3 protein-coding genes are annotated in these 3,480 nt (G+C 68.9%); 2 read left to right on the forward strand and 1 reads right to left on the reverse strand.

What is annotated here, in order from left to right:
• A partial coding sequence (locus DBR12_RS12860) for an ATP-binding protein (RefSeq protein WP_108617605.1) occupies positions 1-1,172 on the forward strand: 1,172 nt, incomplete at its 5' end.
• On the forward strand, positions 1,169-1,879 hold the full coding sequence (locus DBR12_RS12865; RefSeq protein WP_108617606.1) for a response regulator: 711 nt from the start codon (positions 1,169-1,171) through the stop codon (positions 1,877-1,879). The genes DBR12_RS12860 and DBR12_RS12865, both read left to right, overlap by 4 nt.
• A 127-nt stretch (positions 1,880-2,006) precedes the next feature.
• On the opposite strand, the gene fumC is transcribed toward DBR12_RS12865, so the two are convergent.
• Positions 2,007-3,476 carry a class II fumarate hydratase gene (gene fumC / locus DBR12_RS12870; RefSeq protein WP_233244447.1) on the reverse strand — a complete coding sequence of 490 codons (1,470 nt, stop codon included), beginning with the start codon at positions 3,474-3,476 and terminating at the stop codon, positions 2,007-2,009.
• Between the last annotated feature and the right edge of the window lie 4 nt (positions 3,477-3,480).

Here is a 3,480-nt window from a genome sequence, read left to right on the forward strand (position 1 = left end):
GCCGAGGCAGTTTCCCGCCACCCCAGCGCCACACCGACGACATCTACCCCCGCCTGGGCCTGCTCGACACGCAGGAGCGCCTGGTGGCGGGCAGCGCGCCCCAGCCCGGCGGCGCACGTCTGGCGCTGCGCGGCGAGGGCGGCCAGACCATCGGCCACCTGGTGCTGGCGCCGCCCCAGGGTGTGCGCAGTGAGGCCGACCAGGCGTTCCTGGCACAGCACCTGGGTTTTGTGGCCTGGACAGGCCTGGCCGGGCTGGCGCTGGCGCTGCTGCTGTCGGGCTGGCTGGCGCGGCGCTGGCTGGGCCCGGTCGAGGCCCTGGCCACCGGCGCACGCGGCATTGCGCAAGGCGCCCTGCACACCCGCGTGCCCGTGCACGGCAACGACGAACTGGCCCAGCTGGCCCGCACCTTCAACACCATGGCCGAACAACTGAGCAGCATCGAGGCCAGCCGCCGCCAGTGGCTGGGCGACGTGGCCCACGAGCTGCGCACCCCCCTGGCCGCCATGCGCGCCGAGATCGAGGCCGTGCAGGACGGCATCCGCCCCTTTGACGAAAAAACCGCACTGCGCCTGCACCGGCAGGTGATGCGCCTGATCCAGCTGGTGGGCGACCTGCGCGCCAGCCTGGACGCGGCAGGCACCAGCGCGCCCTCGGCCCAGGTGCCCGTGCACCCGCTGTCGCTACTGGCAGAAGCGCTGGCCTCCATGCGTCCGCGCCTGGCGCAGGCGGGCATTGGTGTGGACACCACGGGCCTGGACGCGCTGGCCACGCAGGTGCCCGCGCCCCTGGTGCAGGGCGACGCGCAGCAGCTGCACCAGGTGTTCTTGAACCTGCTGGAGAACAGCCTGCGCTACACGGATGCCGGTGGCCTGCTGCAAATCAGCGCGAGCGAAGTGCCCGCCACCACGCCCGGCGGCGCCCCCCGCGTGCAGGTGCAGCTGGACGACAGCGCCCCCGGCGTGCCCGCGCACGAGCTGCCGCGCATCTTCGAGCGCCTGTACCGCGCCGAGACCTCGCGCAACCGCGACCACGGCGGCTCGGGCCTGGGCCTGGCGATCTGCCGTGCCATCGTGCTCGCACATGGCGGCACGCTGGCGGCCGAGGCATCTCCCCTGGGCGGGCTGCGCATCACGCTGACCTTGCCCCTTCTGGACAACACCGCCCCATGAGCCAACGCATCCTCGTCGTCGAAGACGAACCCGACATCGCCGCCATCGTGGTCGATTACCTGCGCCACGCGGGCTACACCGTCGAGCACCACGCCGACGGCCGCGCAGCCCTCGCCAGCATCGTGGCCGCGCCGCCCGACCTCACGCTGCTGGACATCATGCTGCCCGGCATGGATGGCCTGGAGATCCTGCGCCAGGCGCGCCGCCACACGCAGCACCCCATCATCATGCTGACCGCCCGCGTGGAAGAGGTGGACCGCCTCATTGGCCTGGAACTGGGCGCGGACGACTACATCTGCAAACCGTTTTCGCCGCGCGAGGTGGTGGCCCGCGTCAAGGCCGTACTGCGCCGCACTGCCGCAGCGCAAGAGCCGCCGACGGCCGCCACCACGGTGGCGGCGCTGGTGCTGGACGAATCACACTGGCAGGCCACGCTGCACGGCACGCCGCTGGGCCTCACGCGGCGCGAGTTCCGCCTGCTGCAGGTGCTGGCACGCCAGCGCGGGCGCATCTTCTCGCGTGCCCAGTTGCTGGACCAGGCCTATGACGACACGCTGGACGTGAACGAACGCGCCATCGACAGCCACATCAAGAACCTGCGCAAGAAGCTCAAGGCGACCAGCATTGATGGCAGCGACTGGATCCGGTCGGTGTATGGCGTGGGGTTTGCGCTGGACCCGAACCACGAGAGCCCGCCAGCGGCCTGATAAGTTGCGGGCTGCAACGGTTCGGACAAATTTGCTATTATTTTAATAGCTACAAAATCAATCAGGACAGGCGGGGACGGCAATTTTTGCTATAAAAAACCGCTTTTCCCTGAAAGGCCGCGCAGGCTCAGCGCCCCACCATCTGCGCGGGCACCACCCACTGGTCAAACTGCTCACCCTTCACATGGCCCGAGGCCACGGCGGCGGCGCGCAGGCTGGTGCCCTCCCTGTGCGCCTTCTTGGCGATGAAGGCCGCCTTGTCGTAGCCGATGTGGGGATTGAGCGCAGTCACCAGCATCAGCGACTGCTCCACCAGGTCGTTGATGCGCGCCTGGTTGGGCTCGATGCCCACGGCGCAGTGCTCGTTGAAGCTGGCCATGCCGTCGGCCAACAGGCGCACGCTCTGCAAGAAGTTGTGAATCACCATGGGGCGGAACACGTTCAGCTCGAAGTTGCCCGAGGCTCCGCCGATGTTGATGGCTACGTCGTTGCCCAGCACCTGCGCGCACAGCATGGTCAGCGCCTCGCACTGCGTGGGGTTGACCTTGCCCGGCATGATGGACGAGCCCGGCTCGTTCTCGGGGATGGTGATTTCGCCCAGCCCACTGCGCGGGCCGCTGGCAAGCCAGCGCACATCGTTGGCAATCTTCATCAGGCTGGCCGCCAGCGTCTTGAGCGCGCCATGGGCATGCACCAGCGCATCGCAGCTGGCCAGGGCCTCGAACTTGTTGGGGGCGGTGACCAGCGGCAGCCCCGTCAGGTCGGCCAGCTCCTTGGCCACGGCCTGCGCGTAGCCTGCAGGCGCATTGAGCCCTGTGCCCACGGCTGTGCCGCCCAGGGCCAGCTCGCCCAGGTGGGGCAGCGCGGCGCGCACATGCTGCTCGCCATGCTGCAGCTGCGCCACCCAGCCCGAGATCTCCTGGCCCAGCGTGAGGGGCGTGGCGTCCTGCAAATGTGTGCGGCCAATCTTCACGATGCCATCAAACTCCTTCGCCTTGGCCGCCAGCGTGGTGCGCAAGCCGTGCAGCGCGGGCAGCAGGCGGTGCATGAGTGTGTCCACCGCCGCCAGGTGCATCGCGGTGGGGAACACGTCGTTGCTCGACTGGCTCTTGTTCACCTCGTCATTGGGGTGCACCAGGCGCGCTTCGCCGCGCGGGCCACCCAGCAGTTCGCTCGCGCGGTTGGCCAGCACCTCGTTCATGTTCATGTTGGTCTGCGTGCCCGAGCCGGTCTGCCACACCACCAGCGGAAACTCCTGCAGGTGGCCGCCGCCAATCACCTCGTCCGCCGCCGCCACAATGGCCGTGGTCTTGGCCGCGTCGAGCAAACCCAGCGCGTGGTTCACATAGGCGCTGGCCCGCTTGACCTGGGCCAGCGCACGGATCAGCTCGGGCGCCATGCGCTCGCCCGAGATCGCAAAGTGGTGTAGCGAGCGCTGCGTCTGCGCGCCCCACAGCCGGTCGGCCGGGACATCAATGGGGCCGAAAGTGTCTTTTTCGGTGCGGACTGCGGTCGGGGCGGGAGTGGAGGTCTTCACGGGTGGGCCTTGCCGCTCAGCGAGCGAATGGGAGTGGAACGAAACACCAGACCGCAGCATACCC

This window comes from Acidovorax sp. HMWF029, from assembly GCF_003060895.1.
Lineage (GTDB): Bacteria > Pseudomonadota > Gammaproteobacteria > Burkholderiales > Burkholderiaceae_C > Acidovorax.

Bases quoted from the DNA above. Each gene is read 5' to 3' on its own strand.
- DBR12_RS12865 (WP_108617606.1), top strand. From the start codon at position 1,169: ATGAGCCAACGCATCCTCGTCGTCGAAGACGAACCCGACATCGCCGCC.
- fumC (WP_233244447.1), bottom strand. From the start codon at position 3,476: ATGCTGCGGTCTGGTGTTTCGTTCCACTCCCATTCGCTCGCTGAGCGG.